Genomic DNA, 17446 nt, shown 5'->3' with positions numbered 1-17446 from the left:
CTCTCTCTTGACTGGCTTAGCTTAAGTTATTCATCTTCATCTGCATCATTTGCTTCAGCGCCGGAGACGCGTCAGATTCGACGCCTTTACTCCATGCATCGCGCGCGCCCTGCTTATCGCCTTTGCTCAGCAGCGCTTCGCCGCGGATGTCAGCCACAATGGCTGTCCAGCCATCACCCTTCACACCGTCAAGGGTTTTAAGTGCCGCATCAGCCTGATTCTGTTGCAGTTGAATGCGTGCCAGGCGCAGGTTAATTACCGCCTGCAGATTGGCATCTTTGGTGTCTTTTAATCCGTTTTGCAGCAGGCTCTCGGCCTTGTCCAGCTGATTGCTGTCGACATACTGCTTCGCCAGATCCAGCGCCGCCAGGGCACCATAAGTGTTGCTGTTTTCGCGGGCAAACGTGTTAACGGCTTCCAGCGTTTCAGGCTTGCTGACCTGCATGGCGCTGGTGAGTTTCTGGTACTCAGCCGACACGGTTTTAGCAGAGTCCTGCTCATGGCTCGACCAGTAACGCCAGCCACCTAATGCAGCAATACCGATAACCACACCAATGGCTAATGCTTTACCGTTGTTGGCGAAAAAGCGACGCAGCGCATCAACCTGTTCGTTCTCATTGCTATACACTTCCACGCAATCCCTCTCCTTTCAATGGTTGTGCCATAACGCGCTTACTGTAACAGCGTGCGCAGTGCAGCCGCAGCATCCGCCTGCGCCAGCGTTTGCTGTTCGCCATTGCGCAGATCTTTGATCACGACCTGGCCGGCTTTCTGTTCATCTTCACCCAGCACCAGCGCCACGCGAGCGCCCCACTTATCTGCGCGTGCAAATTGCTTCTTGAAGTTCCCGCCGCCGAAGTTAGTCATCAGCTTCATGTCGGGCAGTTGATCACGCAATTTTTCGGCCAGCTGCATTGCCGCTGACTGAACGCCCTGACCTGAGGCGATAACATAGACATCGACATTACGCGCGGGTTCAAATTCTGGGTTCACCGCCTGCACTAACAACACCAGACGCTCCATGCCCATGGCAAAACCGACACCTGGCGTCGCACGTCCGCCCAGTTGTTCGACCAGGCCATCGTAACGTCCGCCGCCGCATACGGTGCCCTGCGAGCCAAGGCTGTCGGTGACCCATTCAATCACCGTGCGGTTGTAATAATCGAGCCCACGTACCAGGCGCTGATTCACCGTGTAAGCGATACCGGCATCATCTAACAGCGCGCGCAGGCCATCGAAGTGGGCACGTGATTCTTCATCGAGGAAGTCACCAAGCTGAGGCGCATCGTTCAGCAGCGTCTGAATATCCGGGTTTTTACTGTCAAGCACGCGCATTGGGTTGCTGTACATGCGGCGTTTGCAGTCCTCGTCCAGCGCCTCTTTATGCTGTTCCAGAAAGGCAACCAGCGCCTCGCGGTAACTGGCGCGCGCGTCAAGTGAACCGATAGAGTTCAGTTCAAGGCGCACATGGTCGGCGATACCTAACGCTTTCCACCAGCGGGCGTTCAGCATAATCAGCTCGGCATCAATATCCGGCCCCTGCAGGCCAAAGACTTCCACACCAATCTGGTGGAACTGGCGATAGCGCCCTTTTTGCGGACGCTCGTAGCGAAACATAGGGCCCATGTACCACAGGCGCTGTTCCTGATTGTAAAGCAAGCCGTGTTCGATACCGGCACGCACGCAGCCTGCCGTCCCTTCCGGACGAAGCGTCAGGCTTTCGCCATTACGATCGTCAAAGGTGTACATCTCTTTTTCAACCACATCGGTGACTTCACCGATTGCACGTTTGAACAGGGGAGTTTGCTCTACAATAGGTAAGCGAATTTCGCTGTAACCATAACTCGCCAGCACGGACTTAAGGACATCTTCAACTCGTTGCCAGATGGCCGTATCCGCAGGCAGAAAATCGTTCATCCCGCGAATCGCTTGAATATTCTTCGCCACGTTAAAATCTCTTAATGCAAAAAAACCTGTCCGGCATCATACCTCATGAGGATGAAACCGCACAGGCTCAGCTAAAAAAGTCGTGCATGCCGTACGCGCAAAGGATTATTTTTCCAGTTGCTGTACGTCGATACGACGGGTTTCATCCAGCATCGCCGCTTTGGCGCGAATGCGTGCTTCCAGTTGATCGATCATATTGTCATTGTCGAGACGATCGCGCTGACGGACACCGTCTTCGTAGAAACCGCTTTTCTTGTTGCTGCCGGTCACGCCCAGCGTAGACACTGTCGCTTCGCCCGGGCCATTCACCACACAGCCAATGATAGAGACATCCATCGGCGTGATAATGTCTTCCAGTCGCTGCTCCAGCGCGTTTACCGTGCCAATCACGTCAAACTCCTGACGAGAACAGGTCGGGCAGGCAATGAAGTTAATGCCGCGTGAACGGATACGCAGCGACTTCAGGATATCAAAGCCCACTTTGACTTCTTCTACCGGGTCAGCGGCCAGCGAGATACGCAGTGTGTCGCCGATGCCTTCTGAAAGCAGTAATCCCAGACCAATGGCGGATTTTACTGCCCCCGCGCGTGCGCCGCCCGCTTCGGTGATCCCCAGGTGCAGCGGCTGCTCAATTTGTTTGGCCAGCAGACGATAGGACTCAACGGCCAGGAACACATCCGAGGCTTTTACGCTGACTTTAAACTGATCGAAGTTGAGGCGATCCAGATGATCGACGTGACGCATGGCCGATTCCAGCAGAGCCTGCGGCGTAGGTTCGCCGTATTTTTCCTGCAGATCTTTTTCCAGCGATCCGGCGTTAACCCCGATGCGGATGGGAATATTTTTATCGCGGGCACAGTCGACAACAGAGCGGATACGCTCGTTGTTACCAATGTTGCCGGGGTTGATGCGCAGGCAATCCACACCGTACTCCGCCACTTTCAGCGCGATACGGTAGTCAAAATGGATATCGGCGACCAGCGGGACATTGACCTGCTGCTTAATCAGTTTAAACGCTTCGGCGGCATCCATCGTGGGCACCGACACGCGAACGATATCCACCCCCACGCGCTCAAGGGCTTTGATCTGACTGACCGTCGCGGCCACATCGGTGGTGCGGGTGTTCGTCATTGACTGAACGGCGATGGGCGCACCATCGCCAATCGGCACCTGGCCGACGTAAATACGTTTGGACTTACGGCGGATAATGGGTGCTTGGTTATGCATATTTCTTCTCCACAATTGCCCGGAACACGCGTTACGCTGTTATTGCGCACCCAACGTCAGGCGAGCAACCTGGTTATTACGGATAAAGCGACTTAAATCAACGGGTTTATTCTGATATTCGACATGAACAGCTGCCGGCGCACCAATTTTCAGACGATACGGGGCCGTTCCTGACAGACTCAGTTTACCGCCACTGCGCTGAATACCGCTAAACAGTTTTTTGCCCGTCGCATCGCTGACTTCCAGCCAGCAATCAGCCGTGAAAGTCATCACCACCGCATTCGGATCGGCGGCAGGTTCGCTGACGGCCGCTGCGCCCACAGGCATGGGCTGCGTAGCGTTCGACGACGTCGGTGCGGTAGTGTTCTCTACGGGTGCCTGACTGGGTGAAACCACGGCATTGTTCTCTGCCGAAGAGGAGGTGGCTGCATTTGCGTTGTCGTTTTCAGCGGGCGTGCTGGCCGCTGTGCCGCTGTTAGCAGGAGCAGGGTTCGCCGCGCTGTTTCCACTGGTTAACGGCACGCTGGTACTGTTATCCGCTGGCGCGGAGGACGAACCACTGTTTTGCCCTAAGGGAATCGACTGGCTGTTGTCACCGCTGCTGCCGTTTTGGTCGGCCATCGACACCAGTTCATCCTGAGAGGCTTTATGGTTTTGCCACCACCAGGCCCCCGTCAGACCAACGACAACAAAGACCACCAGCCAGGTGAAGATCATTAACCAGCCGTCCCGCTTCTTGCGGCGTTTACCCAATGAGAAGCTTTGCATCGGTTCGATTTTGGCTGCCCGCACTGGCGTCTGTTTTGCCATCATCGGCAGCAGTTCCTCTTCAGGAATATGCACCAGACGCGCATAGGAACGAATATAACCGCGCAGGAAGGTAGAGGCTAAATCCGCAGGTGACTTGTCTTCTTCAATATCACGCACGGTAGAAAGTTTAAGGCACAGGCGTTCAGCGACATTTTGCTGCGTAAGTCCCATTTGCTCACGGGCGATACGCAGGCGGGCACCTGTGGAATGAACTGCAGAATTTTCTTGAGTGGCTTCAGTATTCATTAGCTAAATAACGCTGGTACTGTATCGATTGCGGAAAACGTCGCGCTAACTGGTCGCCATAACGTGAAACGTCTGCGTGATTTCCCTGTTGCGCGGCGAAACGTATGTGTAACGCCAGGCTGCGTGCCGTCTCCGGCAGCGGCTGGTAAAGCTCTAACAATAGCGCCAGGTTAGCCCATTGGTCATGTTCGACCGCTCTTTCAGCTTCAGCCAGCAGCGATTCTCCCTTACTTCTGTCCGCATCACGCGCATAAGACAATGCTGCTCGCGCTGACTGTCTGTCCCCTGCCCGCAGATAACAATATCCCGACAGTTCGTACGCATCGATGCGGGCGTCTCCTTCCTGCGCATCTTTTGCCCGGATAAACTGTTGATGCGCTTCATCATACTGCCCTAAAGTGCAAAGAAACGCACCGTAATTGTTAGCGATGTAACCATTATATGGGGCAATTTGCTGCGCCTGTAAAAAATGAAGATGCGCAGCAGAAGTTTGCCCTTGACGCTGAGCGAGCCTGGCAAAGGCCAGCTGCACCCGATAATCCTTTGGCGCTGCCGCCTGCGCGCGAAGGAAATTACGGCGCGCCGCACTGTAATCGTTTACGGCAAGGTAATGCATACCCAGCTGTAAACGCAATTCTGCGGCCCCGGGTTGCGACGGTGAACTGACACAACCGCTTACAACAAAAACGGCCAGTAGCCGCGCGCCTGCTCCTTTGCGCATAAGGTTTCCTCCCTGTCATCCGTGTGGTGGGCAGCAGCCTGCCACGCCGGTAACCGATCAGAAACCCTGTTCGTCCGCCTTTCAGATCGCCTTCACAGATATGGCTTCACCGGCCATCTTCTTACGCAGGGTACGTTTGGTGCGGTCGATGACTTCACCCGCCAGCTGACCACAGGCGGCATCAATATCGTCCCCGCGGGTTTTACGCACAATGGTGGTAAAGCCATAGTCCATTAGCACCTTAGCGAAGCGGTCAATGCGGCTGTTTGAGCTGCGACCATAAGGTGCGCCCGGGAAGGGATTCCAGGGGATCAGGTTAATTTTGCACGGTGTTTCTTTGAGCAGTGCCGCCAGCTCATGCGCATCATCGGTGCTGTCGTTCACGTGGTCCAGCAGCACATACTCAATCGTGACACGTCCCTGGTTGGCGTTGGATTTACCAATATAGCGTTTGACTGCCGCCAGGAAGGTTTCGATGTTGTACTTCTTGTTAATCGGCACGATGTCATCGCGCAGTTTATCATTGGGCGCATGCAGCGAGATAGCCAGCGCCACGTCAATCATGTCACCCAGCTTGTCGAGAGCCGGAACCACGCCCGAGGTCGACAGCGTCACACGGCGTTTTGATAAACCGAAACCGAAATCATCCAGCATGATTTCCATTGCCGGGACGACGTTATTCAGGTTGAGCAGAGGTTCGCCCATGCCCATCATCACGACGTTAGTGATAGGACGCTGGCCGGTCAGTTTGGCTGCACCGACAATTTTTGCCGCACGCCAGACCTGGCCGATAATTTCGGAGACGCGCAGATTGCGGTTAAAGCCCTGTTGCGCCGTTGAGCAGAATTTACATTCCAGTGCACAGCCCACCTGGGAGGACACGCACAACGTGGCACGGTCGCCTTCCGGGATATATACCGTTTCCACCAGTTGATCGCCCACGCGAATAGCCCACTTAATGGTGCCGTCCGTTGAACGCATCTCTTCGGCCACTTCCGGCGCGCGAATTTCGGTGAGTTCCATTAAGCGGTTACGCAGCTTTTTATTGATGTCGGTCATCTGCTCGAAATCGTCGCAGCAGTAGTGGTAAATCCACTTCATCACCTGATCGGCACGGAACGGTTTTTCACCCAGGGACACAAAGAATTCGCGCATCTGCTGACGGTTAAGATCCAGCAGGTTAATTTTTTGGCTTTTGGGCGAAACGGAAAGCGGTGAGGTGGACGCGGGCGTCACAATCTGTTCGGACATAGTGTTCTCTGGCCTCGTTGTTACACGTTATGGCGCGGTTGGGAAAAGAAAAAATTACGCCTTCACTAAGCTGGCTCAATGAAGGCGCAATATTGTACAACATCTGCTGCCCGATAACAGGTGCGAGTGACCGCGGGTCAGCAGATTTTTGTAAAGCCGTGTACGCGTCAGTAATTAACGGGTACGTGGGCAGATTTCGTTTTCGCCGAAGAAGTACGCGATTTCACGGGCTGCAGACTCTGCAGAGTCAGAACCGTGAGTAGCGTTTTCGGTGAAGCTGTCAGCATAGTCAGCACGCAGTGTACCGGCCAGTGCGTTGGCTGGGTTAGTTGCACCCATCAGGTCACGGTGACGCTGAACGGCATTTTCGCCTTCCAGTACAGAAACCACAACCGGGCCAGAGGTCATGAATTCAACCAGACCGTCGAAGAACGGCTTGCCCTGGTGCTCTGCGTAGAAACCTTCAGCCTGCTCTTTGCTCAGCTGCAGCATTTTTGCGCCAACGATTTTGAAGCCTGCGCTTTCAAAACGGTTGTAGATAGCACCGATCACGTTTTTCGCGACGGCGTTTGGCTTGATGATAGAAAAAGTACGTTCGATTGCCATGATGACCTCTGTCTTGACGTTCTGAAGAAACCGAGGGCGCACGCCCCGGCTAAGAAACGGCGCCGATTATAGGGGTTGAGTGTGACGTTGCCTATCACAGAACCCATAATTTCTTGAAAAATCTTGATCTGTGTCGATGCGGAAGGCTTTCAAATCTGATTTAGCGCAAAAAACCATCATCCCCGTGTGAAGTTAACGGTCGCAAGCTGCCCGGCTTCATCCATCACCACCAGTTGATAGTCACCTGAGCGATCAAGACGCAGCGACAGCGTGCCGTTCTGGTTTTCCGCCGTCACGGGTTCACCGTTCAAAAACCACCAGCGCTGATTACCCTGCCCGCCCTGTGCCGCAACCGGCATGACCAGGGTGGAATTACCCGGCAACGGCTGCACCCGTTGCCCGTCAATGACGCCTGTGACAATCAGCGGCGCGCTGCTGCCCTGCGTGAGTGGCGGGCACTGACTGTCGATAGCCGGTAACCGCTGACGCCGTCGCTCCTGCAACGGTAGCCAGGCTTCCAGCGGTAAGGGCCACAGTAAACGATCGTGGCTGACAGCGTGCGGACAGTCAGCCGCCACGCGGCGGCCCTGGTCATTTAGCCAGTAGCGCAACCGTAAACCGCTGAGGCTTTCCTGGCCCGATGCCAGCAAGGTGGGCGGCAACGTGTCATTCAACACCCAGCTCTGGCGGCGCTGGCGGCAGTTTTCATCGCCCACAGGCAGCGGCTGTCCGCCCGGCCAGCAGATGCTGGCCACCGTAACCGATGCGGGACGAGGATCAACGGGCACCTCCTGTCCGGCTAAACGGTTCATTAGTACGCTGTTTACCTGATTCATCACGGGAACGGCAGACGCAAAACCAAACTGCCCTGCGACGGGCGTTGCATCGGGACGGCCAACCCAGACGCCGATCAGATAGCGGGGATTCATGCCCACCGCCCAGGCATCGCGATAGCCATAGCTGGTGCCGGTTTTCCACGCCAGCGGTACAACCGCAGGCAGGTTCCCTTTGCCCGCAGGCTGCGCTTCACCCGCCAGGACACGGCGGATAATCCACGCCGCGCCGGGCGAAAGCAGAGGCCGCTGCTGCAACGGTTGATCGGGCATCCAGCGCAGTTGCGCGGCGTTGCCCCGACGCACGAAAGCGCTGTACGCCGCAACGATCTCGTCCATGCGCGCGCCGGTGCCCCCCAGGATCAATGACAAATTCGGCTCGGCGCCGGGCGGAAAGCGCAGGTTAAGCCCGACATTGCGCAGGCGGGCCGCGACATTTTTGGGACCCAGCGCTTCCAGCACCTGCACCGCAGGCAGATTAAGGGAACGCACCAGCGCTTCGCTGGCGCTGACCGGCCCATGAAAACCGGTATCGAAGTTACCCGGACGGTAGTCGCCAAAACGGCGCGGCACATCCTGCAGCAGCGACTCGGCATGAATCAGCCCGTCATCCAGCGCCATGCCATAAACAAAGGGTTTTAAGATCGATCCCGGTGAGCGTACGCTGGCAATCATATCGACATGCCCGAAGCGGTTGTCGTCAGCAAAGTCAACGGAACCAACATACCCACGTACGGCCATGGTGATGTGATCGACCACCAGAATGGCCAGCGAGGTGCGCGGCGGCAGCTGATTTTTGATGTTCAGCGTCATACTTTCCAGCTCACGCTGCAGCGACGGGTCCAGCGTTGAGACGATTTTTTCGTGAGTGCTGATCGACAACAGCCGCCGGGCCAGCAAGGGTGCCATCTGCGGCATTTGCCGTGGTGGCAGCCAGACCGGTTCCTGGCGGATCTCGGCCACCTGACGCGCAGACCAGACGTGATATTGCGCCAGACGGTCCAGCACTTTATTACGTGCCGCCTCAGCCCGTTCCGGCCAGCGGTCGGGCCGCAGGCGGCTGGGTGACTGCGGCAGCACGGCCAGCAAGGCGGCTTCCCCGCGGGTTAACTGCGACGGGGCTTTGCCCAGCCAGCTCCAGCTGGCTGCGCCAATGCCTTCCAGCGTGCCGCCAAAGGGCGCGCGATTAAGATAAAGCGTCAGGATGTCGCGTTTTGACAGGTGCCACTCCAGTTGGAGGGCACGCCATGTCTGAATCAGCTTGCCGCGCAGCGTCCGCGGCTGCGGGTCGATAAGCCGTGCCACCTGCATCGTTAAGGTGCTGCCACCGGAAATCACACTACGATAGCGAAGATTCTGCCAGGCGGCCCGCAGCACAGACAGCGGATTAATACCAGGGTGATACCAGAACCAGCGATCTTCATAGGTCAGCAACGCCTGGATATAGGCGGGCGAAACCTCTTCGGGCGTGACCGGATAGCGCCAGATCCCCTGACTGTCGGCAAATCGCCACAGCGGCGTACCGTCCTCCGCAACCACCACTCGCGCAGGCTGGACCGCTTTAAGCGGCAGTGGCGACAGCCGGTCCAGTATCAGCAGCGCAAGCAGCAGCCCCAGAACACAAAGCGGCAGCGCCAGCAGCCACCGCTTTCTGATGTGCCTGATCACGCACGCACCCGATTACTGTACATGCAGCTGCTGCGGTGTGCTGCCAATGGCGCGCCATTCGGGCACGTACATGGATTCCACCTGCGGCGGGGGCAATTGATAGCGCCCCGGTGTGACTGCCCGCGCCAGATAAATCAGCGTGGTGGGACGATACGTATCGACGGCCAGAGCGGCAACAAAGCGGTCATCACGGAACTCAATATGCCTGATGCTGGCCTGTTGCATATCCATCATGCTCTCTTTTAAGGCATCGGCGCTGTCCCCCAGACTGGCACTGCTGTCCGCCAGGTTCTGATTTTCCAGCTCCAGACCGGCGGGCAATAAATCCACCAACAGCGCATCGCTAATGCTGCGTTTGGCTGAGACCGTCAGGCGCACCACCAGCAGTTCCCCGCTGCGCAGATTATTCAAATCGGCAGCCTGCCCATCCAGCGTAAAGTACTCGCGTTTAATCGCCATCATATGGCTGACTGGCGCAGGTGGACTCAGCGGATAGCCGACCACGTTCAGACTGGCGTACAGCGGCGTGCTGCCGACATTACGTACGTCAACGCCCTGAGTCAGTTGCTGATGATCCAGTCCTTTATTTAGCGGCGCATCTCCGCTCACAGGCTGATCGCTACCCGAAAGTTGCGCCTGCCAGCGTTGCCCGTTGGCGGTTTGCAGCGTCCGGGCCGCCTGGTAAAGGGCATTATTCTCCTGAGTGGAGAACCAGCGCTTGCCCGTCACCTCTTTAGACAGTGACAGCAGCAGGCTGTTTTGCAGGTCCGGCTGCATCTGATTTTCAGCCAGCAGCGCAATCATCATGCCCTGATCGCGCACGGTACTGCCGTAGTCGCCAAACCAGCGGTTCTCAGCGCGTGGCAGCGTTGCCCCCTGCATCACCGCCAGTTGCGCACGCTGTTCATCACCCATTAACTTCAGCGCAATGCCCAACTGCATCAGCGCCAGGCCCGACTGGGCCTTGTCACGCTTTTCATACAGCGCACGTAAGGCACCCAGCGGTGCCCGCTGCTGGCGCGCCAGCACCAGTCCGGCATAAGCCTGCACGCTGAAACGTAACGCTTCGACGTGCTGGCTGCCGCCTCCGGTAATCTGCGCCGGGTCCTGAAGATAACGCAGCAGGCGCGCGTTCGCCCGGCTGACGACCTCATCAGGCAACGCATAGCCCGCCTCACTGGCGCGCAGTAAGAAATCCGTTACGTAAGGCGTTAACCAGAATTCTTCTTCGCTCTGTTTGCCCCATAAACCAAAGCTGCCGTCCGCGCGCTGCATGCCCGCCAACCGGGCAATACCGGTTTCCACCGCTGCCCGGCGAACCTCATCAGAGCTGGTTTTGATACCCATGGCGGTAAGTTGCGCCTGGCTGGTGTACAACGATGGCCACAGCCCGCTCGCCGTTTGCTCCAGACAACCGTAGGGATAGGCATAAAGCGCACTGATATAGCGCGCAATATTCAACGGTGGGCGATTACTCAGCGTCAGTTGTCCACTGAGCGTAGCCGCGTCCAGACCGGCAAAAGCTGCCGCTGTCACCTGCCACGGCTGCTCGCCGTTGATCACCGCGTCAAAACTGAGCGTCTGGGCCGGATAAGGGGGCCTGACGCCAATCTTCCACTGCTGCTGGCTGGGCCGCACCTGCTCACCCGGCAGATTCAGGCCTGAAATCGTGACCTGAACGTCACCGTCACCAAAACCATTTTGCGCGGTGACCGGCACCTGTAGCGTTTTCCGCTCACCTTTGGCCAGCGTCACGTTTTCAGTGGCCGCGCCGGACAGCGCAATAAGCCCCCGGGCTGCGAGATCCACCTTCAGCGTTTGCGGTAAATCAGTCAGGTTGGTGATATCCAGCGCCAGCGATGCGCTGTCGCCGCTGGCCAGGAAGCGCGGCGTGGCCAGTTCACTGACCAGCGGCGCCGCCACAACCAGCTTGCGCTCTGCCGCGCCAAAGCTGTCATCGCTCCAGACCTGCGTCATCAGGCGCAGTTCACCGTTAAATGCCGGGACAGGGAGCGTGATCGAGCCCTTGCCGTTTTTATCCAGCGTAACAGCCTGTAGCTGCTGCGCCACAATGTTGACGTGGGTAACGGGTTTCTTGCCGCCGCGCGTCAGCGTGTCGTCTTCGCCGTCGCCGCCAAAGCGCAGCGCTGCCAGGCGTCCGCCGCCTTCAATCAACTGCCCAAACACATCGTACTGGTCGACGTTATAACGTTTACGGCCGAAAAAGGCCTGCCAGGGATCCGGGGTTTTGTAATCCGTCACGCTCAAAACCCCGCTGTCCACCGCCGACAGCAGCACATGCACCTTCTCCGGCAGCGGGCCGCCTTCACGACTGGCCTGCACATTGACCGTCAGGTTCTGCTCAGGGCGAACCTTTTCAGGCGCATCCAGCGTCAGGGTCAGGCGGCGCGCGTCGGTCGCCATCGGCAGATGTAGCAGTCCGACGGCACGTTTTGGCGTAGCGCCGCTGGTTTTGTCCCCTTCCCGTACGACGATGGCACTAAAATAGAGATCGTGACGCTGCCAGCTGTTGGCAATCGGCACATCCACCGTCGTCCCGCCCTGCGGAACGGTCAGCGGCTGCCACCACAGCGTGCCGCTGCTGGACTCAACCATCAGATAGCCCTTACCGGCCGTGGGCGATTCCACCTGCAGATGCACGGTTTCTCCGGGCTGATAAGCGGCTTTGTCTAAGCGGAGTTTGACCTGATCCGGGCGCAGAGCGCCCGTACCATTGGTATTATCCTGCCAGTCATAGCCCGCCTGAAAACGCACGCTGCTGACAATTTTTTCACCCGCCTGCACTTCCAGTCGGTAGCTGCCCCACTCGACCGGGAAGCTGACTTTGGTACTGCCCTCAGCGGGCACCGTAATCGATCGCTCATCTTCCTGCAGATCTTTCGCGTCGTAGCGTGACTGCCAGCCTTCACTGTCAGAGAAGCTCCAGTAGTAATCACGACGTTCGCGAATCAAGCGCACATTCAGCTTTTCTGCCGCCAGCTTTTCGCCCTGACTGTTGGCGTAAACAATGTCAAAATCGGCCAGGCTGTTTTCCGGCACGGTCGGCTCATCGCGATAACTGTCACTGCGGTAATCGTAGATCGACTTGTTGCCGAACAGGGGACGAATGCCCGGCAGCGCCTCCGCGGGCCAGATCGCCTGAGTGGCACGTCGGGTCACAGGCCGTCCACCCGTTTCCAGCAGGCTGGCCTGTAAAATCAGGTTTAGCGGCGAGTGAAGCTGGTCCCACTGATTCTCGACGGTTAGCTGGGCTTTGCCGTTCGCATCCAGTTTGATATCCACATCACCCAGGCTGCGTTTGACGCCCTCCTCAGTGATATCCCCAAACTGATAGCCAGGCAGCGCTGCCACCGCGTCCCGGGCAGGACGTAGATAGAGCTGCCCCTGCAGCGCATTCCCCGCCGCAGGCGCACCATAGAGATAACGCCCCTCAACGTTAAAGGTGATATCCGCATCGGCAGGCTGAGGTTGCTCATCGTTTTTCAGCGTCAGCGCCATGCGCTCTGGCAGGAAATCTTCGACGCGGAAATGCCACTGACGCGGCAGGTTATCACCGGTGTTAAGTCGCAGCATCCAGCCGCCGGTCATGGCGGTCGTGGGCAGGCTGAATCGCTGCTGATACAACCCGTCCTGCGGTTGCCAGACAAAGGTGCGCACCACTTCACCGTCGGGCTGTACCACTTCGGCTTTAACCGGCTGGGCCGGTAACGGTTTGCCATCAGCATCACGCAGCAGCGCATTGACGATCACCGTTTCGCCGGGACGGTAGATATCGCGCGGGCCAAACACGAACAGCTGCTTGTCATAGCCCTCCGGTCCCACCACGGGAAATTCGGCTAAATCTAATGCCGGGCGAGCCAGATCGATGAGGGAGGTTTGATCGCCCTGTATTGCCAACAGGAACTTGCCCTTGTCTTCGGCTTTCAGACGCACATGCCCGCTGCTGTCGCTGGTGCCGTTTTGCAGGACCTGCCCTTTATCGTTCAGGACTCTGACATTGACGCCTGAGAGCGGATCGCCGTTTTCCAGACTCTGGGCAAACAGCTCAAACTGGCCCGGAAAACGGTGCAGTGACAGGCCGATATCGCTCAGGGTGAAGAGCGTGGCTGGCATACTGTAATGATACGTGCCGGCCTGTTTCATCACGGCCAGATAAACGCCCGGTTGCTGAAGCGGCTTGATGTCTTTTAGCGGCAGCTGCAGTTTTTCCCGCGTATTGCGTGCCGGGTTAAGCTCAAAGCGGCCGCTGTAAACCAGCTCGCTGGTTTTAAGCAGCTCCTGAGATTGCCAGGTTGAGAGATTACTCCCGTTATTCCACTGGGACAGGAATTGCGCCAGGCCCGCGTTTTTAATCCTGAAAAAATCGACATCCACCTGATCGACATTCAAGGCCAGCACCGGCAGGCCCTGCGCAATACGCAATGGCAGCAAAGAACCGCGACTGGCGAAGCCCACCATCGGCGCAATGTCGCGCGTGGTGATTTTTTGGCTGTAAGCCGCGGTCAGCGTTTCACCACTGGCGGCGCGCAAGCCCGGATCGACGGTCACAGTAAAGTGCCGTGAGGGTTCAGGATGGCGAAAACGCAGCGCCTTGCGATTCCCGGACAGCTCCCAAGCGCCATCCACCTTGCCGCGCTGATCGTCCGTCAGCCGGACTTTTTTGGCCACGTCCTGCTTATCATCAAGCGGCTGATTGAACGTTAACACCAGTGCGGCGGCACCCTCAAGCTGGAGCTCGGAGAGGTCGATAATGCTCAGCGGCTTACTGACCTGCGCACTGGCGGCAGGCGTTTCAGCGCTGACGGAAAAAGCAGGTAACGTGGCGGCAGACAGCAGCGCGCCGCCGATCAGCATGCTGAACAGCAGCCGGTTAATGCGTTGTTTCATGGTAAATCCTTCACCGTGCCCCAGGGGAATTGTTTTATAATGCTGCACGATTTCACATCAACCTTCGCATTTAATCAACGCTTCTCTTGAGATGGTGGGCACATTGCCCGACACTGGCATCACAGATTGCAGAGAAGAGGTTGTTATGACGACGCCACTGTTTGTGTCCGCCGACTGGTTACAAGAACATTTTAATGACGGCACGCTCCAGGTTCTGGATGCGCGTATGCTGCCGCCGGGCATGGAAGCCACGCGCGATATTCAAAAAGAATATCTGGCGGAGCATTTGCCTGGTGCGCCTTTTTTCAATATTGAAACGCTTTCCGATCACACCAGCCCTTATCCCCACATGTTACCCCGGGCCGAAAGCTTCGCGGTGGCGATGCGCGAACTGGGCATCAACAGTGATAAGCATTTGATTGTTTATGATGAAGGCAATCTGTTTTCTGCGCCCCGCGCGTGGTGGATGCTGCGCGCTTTTGGCGTGGCACAGGTCTCCATTCTGGCTGGCGGTCTGCAGGGCTGGAAAACGGCGGGTTATGCGCTGGCTGAGGGCGAGGTCAGTCTGCCGGAAGGTGAGTTTGATGCGCAGTTCGATGAAGGTCTGGTGAAACGCCTGACGGATGTCTTGCTGATTAGCCATGAAGGCGGCGCGCAAATTGTCGATGCGCGCGCGGCGAACCGTTTTAATGCTGAGGTCGATGAACCGCGTCCGGGATTGCACCGTGGGCACATTCCCAACAGCCTTAATCTGCCCTGGAATACCCTGGTCGAGCAGGGCGCACTCAAGCCGGAAGCCGAACTTCGTTCACGCTTTGCGGAAGCCGGTGTGGATATCAGCAAACCCATCGTAGCCAGCTGTGGCTCTGGCGTGACTGCGGTGGTGTTGATTCTGGCGCTGACGGCCCTGGGTGCAAGGGAAGTGACGCTGTATGACGGATCCTGGTCCGAATGGGGCAGCCGGGATGATTTGCCGATTGAGAAGTAACGGTAAACGCGCGGCCGAACAGGCCGCGCAGTGTGTCAGATGATCCGCTGACCACCTTTGAACTCACGCAGGAAACTGCCCCAGCGGCGTTCATAAAAGGGCGTAATGTGCGCGGTAAAGAAGTGACTGATTCCGCGGTCCTCTGCCGTAATCTCACACACATCAATGGGTGCATCATCCAGTAATGTATCGGTGGCTACGCTGCCGGCCGCCTGAATAATTGCCTCAATATCGCTGTCCGCTTCAATACCAATCAACAGATTAGGCACATCATCCGCCTGTTCACGAATGCTGGCAATGAAAGCGCGTTTAACCTGCTTGTATTTGCTGAACAACTGCGTCAGCGAGTCGATCATCTGCGCGGGCGGTTCCGCGATTTCTGACAGCAGCAGTGACTGACCGCCTTCCAGCACCGTTTGCTGCATCAGGGCACTGCCCTCTTCCCCCAGCAGATGACTGATTTCCGCCGCAGAAAACTCTTTGCCCGTGGGCAATTTTGGATTAAGAAACAGCGTTTCGCCACGGGTCATTTCAAACAGCGTACGTACCGGCAGCCGCACATAAGGCTGCTCATCGTTGATCGCCTCGCTCATCGCCTGTTCGGAGGTAAAAAACGGGATCACACTGCTGCCATCTTCTTTTTCCCAGTGCTGCAGGTCGACAGGCGTGCTGGCATCCAACTGCTGCTGGGTGCTTTCCCCCGGCACCCATGCATCCGCCTCCAGCAGTAGCTGAAAAAACTCAGGACGATGGGCAGGCTCCGTGGCGGCCAGCTTCAGCACCTCTTCAAGACGGTTCATCATTCACTTCTACCTTCAAAAAGCGGTGACCAGGTCACCGCGGAGATTGCATTTATTTCAGTAACAGGTTGGCGATAGTGCGCACGCCCAGGCCGGTTGCGCCTGCCGACCATTGATCGACCGCGCTCTTACGGTACGTCGCCGAGCAGTCGATATGTAACCAGCCCTGCTGATAGTGGCTGACGAAATAGGACAGGAACGCCGCCGCGCTGCTGGCACCGGCAGAATGTGCCGGGCTGGCGATGTTATTCAGATCGGCAAAGTTTGACGGCAGATGACTGCGATGGAACTCTGCCAGCGGCAAACGCCAGAACGGTTCGTTTTCACTGACCGCACTGCCCATCACCGACTGCGCCAGCACATCGTCGAAGGTAAACAAGGCGTGATAATCGTTGCCCACCGCCGTTTTCGCGGCGCCGGTCAGCGTTGCCGCATCGATCAGCAGCGTCGGATTCTGCTCGCTGGCATCGATCAGACCATCTGCCAGGACCAGACGACCTTCCGCATCGGTGTTCATCACTTCTACCGACTTGCCATTGCGGTAACGAATGATGTCACCCAGCTTAAAGGCGTTGCTGCTGACCATGTTATCCGCGCAGCACAGGTAGAGTTTGACGCGCTTTTTCAGTCCGCGCGCGATGGCCATGGCCAGTGCACCGGTCACCGTCGCGGCACCGCCCATATCTGACTTCATGGAGTCCATGGTGGCACTGGTTTTGAGGCTGTAGCCACCGGTATCGAAGGTAATCCCTTTACCGACCAGGCAGGCGTAAACCGGCGCTTCGCTATCGCCGGTGGGGTTAAAATCCAGTGCCAGGAAAACCGGCGGACGGTTTGAGCCCCGTCCTACCGTGTGCAGGCCCATATAGCCTTGCTCACGTAAATCATCGCCTTTGGTTATGCGATAGCTGACCGCTTCGCCACCTAACTCGCTCAGTAAATCTACGGCACTGTGCGCCAGCGTCTCTGGCCCTAAATCGTCTGCAGGCAGGTTAATCGTATCGCGCACCCAGCCTACGATCTTACGGCGGCGATCAAATTCCGCCTGTTCATGTTCACCCAACTGCGGCCAGTCAACGCTGTTTTTGGCTTTCGGGCTGCGATAGCCCTGCCAGAAGGCCCAGCACTGCTCCAGATGCCAGCCTTCGCCCGTCAGGGCAACATGACGAATGCCCTGCCCATCCAGCTTACGCGCGGCACGCTGGATGCTCATCAACGCATCGGCTTCACGCAGGTGCACGGTCATACCGTTTTCATTGCTGCTTAACAGTGCTTTTTCACCCCAGCGCGCATCGGCGGGCTGGTTGCTGAGCGTGATATTCATCGGTTGTGTACTCATTGTAGGGCTCCGTATTCGTTATTCGTTTCATCCAGCCTGTTTTGCGATGGCTTTTCATACAGATGTTACGCCGCACACCGCAGGCGTTGCCGGTGCGCAGTG

The 17446-nt window shown here is 57.3% G+C and carries 12 protein-coding genes; 1 reads left to right on the top strand and 11 read right to left on the bottom strand.

Features of this window, described 5'->3' with window-relative positions:
- Positions 1-16: 16 nt before the first annotated feature.
- From C7433_RS10165 to C7433_RS10125, 9 genes are all read right to left on the bottom strand, one after another.
- On the bottom strand, positions 17-634 hold the full coding sequence (locus C7433_RS10165; protein ID WP_006120623.1) for a YfgM family protein: 618 nt from the start codon (positions 632-634) through the stop codon (positions 17-19).
- Positions 635-672: 38 nt separating this feature from the next.
- Positions 673-1947 carry a histidine--tRNA ligase gene (hisS, locus tag C7433_RS10160; protein ID WP_006120624.1) on the bottom strand — a complete coding sequence of 425 codons (1275 nt, stop codon included), beginning with the start codon at positions 1945-1947 and terminating at the stop codon, positions 673-675.
- A gap of 105 nt (positions 1948-2052) precedes the next feature.
- The gene (ispG, locus tag C7433_RS10155; protein WP_033740886.1) at positions 2053-3174 is read right to left on the bottom strand and encodes a flavodoxin-dependent (E)-4-hydroxy-3-methylbut-2-enyl-diphosphate synthase; all 1122 of its coding nucleotides are present in this window, start codon (positions 3172-3174) and stop codon (positions 2053-2055) included.
- 39 nt (positions 3175-3213) lie between these two features.
- Positions 3214-4230, bottom strand: coding sequence for a cytoskeleton protein RodZ (gene rodZ, locus C7433_RS10150; RefSeq protein WP_039339986.1), 1017 nt, complete (start codon positions 4228-4230; stop codon positions 3214-3216).
- Entirely contained in the window at positions 4220-4951 is a 732-nt protein-coding gene (pilW, locus tag C7433_RS10145) for a type IV pilus biogenesis/stability protein PilW (RefSeq protein WP_033740890.1), read from the bottom strand. The genes rodZ and pilW overlap by 11 nt, the downstream gene beginning before the upstream one ends.
- An 81-nt stretch (positions 4952-5032) precedes the next feature.
- Positions 5033-6202: a bifunctional tRNA (adenosine(37)-C2)-methyltransferase TrmG/ribosomal RNA large subunit methyltransferase RlmN gene (locus C7433_RS10140; protein ID WP_033740892.1), complete on the bottom strand. Its 1170-nt coding sequence runs from the start codon at positions 6200-6202 to the stop codon at positions 5033-5035.
- Between the two features lie 174 nt (positions 6203-6376).
- Entirely contained in the window at positions 6377-6808 is a 432-nt protein-coding gene (gene ndk / locus C7433_RS10135; protein WP_003848684.1) for a nucleoside-diphosphate kinase, read from the bottom strand.
- A gap of 176 nt (positions 6809-6984) precedes the next feature.
- Positions 6985-9309, bottom strand: coding sequence for a peptidoglycan glycosyltransferase PbpC (gene pbpC / locus C7433_RS10130; protein WP_110268121.1), 2325 nt, complete (start codon positions 9307-9309; stop codon positions 6985-6987).
- A gap of 12 nt (positions 9310-9321) precedes the next feature.
- Positions 9322-14217, bottom strand: coding sequence for an alpha-2-macroglobulin (locus C7433_RS10125; protein WP_110268120.1), 4896 nt, complete (start codon positions 14215-14217; stop codon positions 9322-9324).
- A gap of 145 nt (positions 14218-14362) precedes the next feature.
- Here C7433_RS10125 and sseA point away from each other — a divergent pair, with 145 nt between their 5' ends.
- The gene (gene sseA, locus C7433_RS10120) at positions 14363-15205 is read left to right on the top strand and encodes a 3-mercaptopyruvate sulfurtransferase (protein ID WP_110268119.1); all 843 of its coding nucleotides are present in this window, start codon (positions 14363-14365) and stop codon (positions 15203-15205) included.
- Positions 15206-15240: 35 nt separating this feature from the next.
- On the opposite strand, the gene sseB is transcribed toward sseA, so the two are convergent.
- Positions 15241-16005 (bottom strand): enhanced serine sensitivity protein SseB, encoded by a 765-nt coding sequence (sseB, locus tag C7433_RS10115; RefSeq protein ID WP_172677643.1) that lies wholly within the window; start codon positions 16003-16005, stop codon positions 15241-15243.
- Between the two features lie 52 nt (positions 16006-16057).
- Complete coding sequence (pepB, locus tag C7433_RS10110) at positions 16058-17344, bottom strand: aminopeptidase PepB (RefSeq protein ID WP_033740899.1); 1287 nt, start codon at positions 17342-17344, stop codon at positions 16058-16060.
- Positions 17345-17446 lie beyond the last annotated feature (102 nt).

This window comes from Pantoea sp. PNA 03-3, from assembly GCF_003201175.1.
Taxonomy (GTDB): domain Bacteria; phylum Pseudomonadota; class Gammaproteobacteria; order Enterobacterales; family Enterobacteriaceae; genus Pantoea; species Pantoea stewartii.
Note: the sequence above shows the minus strand (reverse complement) of the source record. Positions and strands in the feature narration are given on the sequence as shown.